Genomic DNA, 2,669 nt, shown 5'->3' on the forward strand with positions numbered 1-2,669 from the left:
AAAACTAGAGAAAGAAGGTCCCATATAAGTTTTAAGGCCTGTTTTGGCATAAATACCATTTAAAAGGGCAGTCGTATCGGAATACCCACAAAAAATTTTCGGATTGTTTCGGATGAGATCGTAATCTAGATAAGGTAACAATTCGTTACAGTTAAATCCTCCAATAGTTGTCATAATGACATGGACCATTGGATCGGCAAATGCTGCATGTAAATCTGCGACACGACTTTTTATGGAGGATGAATAAAATCTATCATTTTCAAAATAATGCTCAGAGAAGGACACTGTAAAACCTAGTTCTTCTAATTTTCTTTTGGCAGATAAATTGGCTTCAAATCCCCCTAAACGTTCGATGGAACTAGATGGGCTAAGAACACGGATATGATCACCCTTAGCTAATTTTTTCATCACCAAACCTCCTTTATTAAAGTGTTAACAGTATAGCAAATGCATTAGAAGGAGTAAAGGATAGAGAGAGTGATTGTTAATGTTGTAAAACTTCTTTTCGTGAATAGATAGAAAGTTTAGCGATTACATTTATCAGCATATTAACAAAAAAAGCCCGATTTACGGACTTTTTAGGAGAACTCTTATTAAATTGAGTTATAAAAGGCGGTAGACGGATTTATATATACTGATGTATCAACGTTTATAAGTTATCCGCCCCAAATCTGCCCCAAATATAAAAGGTGTCAGCTTACGCCAACACCTACAACGTATAAGTTAATTGGGATTAGGGTACGTTGTAATAGAAGATTATTACTAATAATTAGGTACATGCTCATTATATCACAAAATTAAGAAAACCGTATGGAATTCCATACGGCTTTGCCACAAGTAGAGGTTAGTAAGACACCAACCTTGGATCACACATCCAGCCTCCATTATAGCATAAAATTATTACACTGCAAATATCTGGCAAAGTAAAAAGGTCAGCGTATGGGTAATGCCGACCTATGGGAAGAGAAGAACTTCTAACCCTCCCACCCTTCCATATCATGTTCGTGTGTTCAGATTATTTATTTTTTAGTGTGCATCTGAACAGTGCTCACTGACGTACCCCACTCATACGCCACTAATATTATATCATATATAATATACAAAAACTCCCTCAAATTGAGAGAGTCCCATTATTTTAAAAGGGATATCCTTTTAAATCACCCATACACCCTTATTCTATCAGATGTGGATAAAATTGCAAGTTATAAAAGGTATCAGATAGACTCTGATACCTTTATCCCTCGTAAGGCTTTAAAATGCCGTTGTGGCTTATCACCACGAACCTACTATATCATAAATATCCAAATATTGCCACTTGTTTAGCTTAGATGAAAAGTCAATTGTATACCTGTAACCAACATTTGAATGCCAATTGTTGTTAAGATTAACCCCATCATTTTAGTGATGATACCCATGCCCGATTTTCCCAATGCTGATGAAATTCTTTTGGCTTCTCTTAAAATAAAGTAGGTCAATAAACAAAGAAGCCCAAAAGCTAGTATAGTCATAACTTGCTTTTTAATATCACCATGCGAAAGATTAATTGCAGTCGCTATTGTCCCTGGACCTGCTAATAATGGTACCGCTAACGGGGATATTGCTACTTCCATTGGATCGGATGGTTGACTTTCCATTCCTTTTGCAGAGGGAGCATGTACACCGTTTAGCATATGGTAACCAATAATCGCCACTAGAATCCCACCAGCAATTCTAAGGGCAGAAAGTGTAATTCCAAATAAATTGAAAATGAGGTGACCCGTCATGACAAAAAACGTAATAACCACAAAAGCAATTAAAAGGCTTTTAGTAGCAATTTTATGAGAGATACGATCACTATCATCTGCCACAATAGCCATATAGGCAGGGAGATTAGACAAAGGGTTCATAATAGCAAAAAATGCCATAAACATGAGTCCGAATTCCTTCATTTGTAGTTTCCTCCTTGTACATATATTATGCCACTATTTATAACGGTAGCCAACACTTTTACAAACTTTTTGTTTTTGCGGTTATAACGGCAATAAAAAAGAGCTAGCTCAAAACTCGTGTGTAATGTAAAGCCCTATCTTCTCTTTACGCTATCTATTATACCATAAACGTGCATGGCTGCTAACTCGTAGAACTCTACTGGTTCATTAGGGAGAACATAGCCAAATACTAGCCCATTCTTTCTAATAATTTGTACAGTATCACCCTTTATATAGCCTCTATTAATCGCTTCTTTTAGTTCATCATAATATAGCGTGAGTTTTTCTCCTACTTTATTATTCGAAAAAAAGTCTCGATTCGTCGAGGCTTTAGAAAAAAACATATGAGATAAAAGTAATGGCTGTTAAAAAGATGACTATTGTAAAATAAAATGAATGGCGCATATAGAAATGTTTCCATTTATGCTTACAACCATTTTCACACTCTTCGACCACACAATGCCCAATTTTTTTGTCAGTTATCCTAGCAATCCACAATAACAATGAATATAATAATGTCAAAACACCAATCAACATTAAACATGAAATTGTTATCATCTTAGATAAGTCCATTGTTTGTAAATCATCACCAATATCAAAAGCCGCTCTTGCAATCTCAATGCCACCAAATAATACAAAAACAAAAGCAGAAAACACACCTAAAATAGCAATAAAATCGGTATAAATTGAAGATTTTGTATC

At 35.2% G+C, this 2,669-nt stretch carries 3 protein-coding genes and 1 pseudogene; all 4 read right to left on the reverse strand.

Features of this window, described 5'->3' with window-relative positions; translation table 11 throughout:
- Positions 1-408 (reverse strand): LD-carboxypeptidase (locus ACQRDX_RS09135; RefSeq protein ID WP_427896577.1); only part of this gene is annotated, 408 nt, incomplete at its 3' end.
- A gap of 911 nt (positions 409-1,319) precedes the next feature.
- Entirely contained in the window at positions 1,320-1,928 is a 609-nt protein-coding gene (locus ACQRDX_RS09140) for a MarC family protein (RefSeq protein ID WP_427896575.1), read from the reverse strand.
- Between the two features lie 134 nt (positions 1,929-2,062).
- Entirely contained in the window at positions 2,063-2,311 is a 249-nt protein-coding gene (locus ACQRDX_RS09145) for a hypothetical protein (RefSeq protein ID WP_427896573.1), read from the reverse strand.
- Positions 2,298-2,669, reverse strand: a pseudogene (locus tag ACQRDX_RS09150) (hypothetical protein); the annotation flags it as partial. The pseudogene ACQRDX_RS09150 and the gene ACQRDX_RS09145, both read right to left, overlap by 14 nt.

The organism is Streptococcus sp. SGI.013, from assembly GCF_050315295.1.
Taxonomy (GTDB): Bacteria; Bacillota; Bacilli; order Lactobacillales; family Streptococcaceae; genus Streptococcus; species Streptococcus porcorum.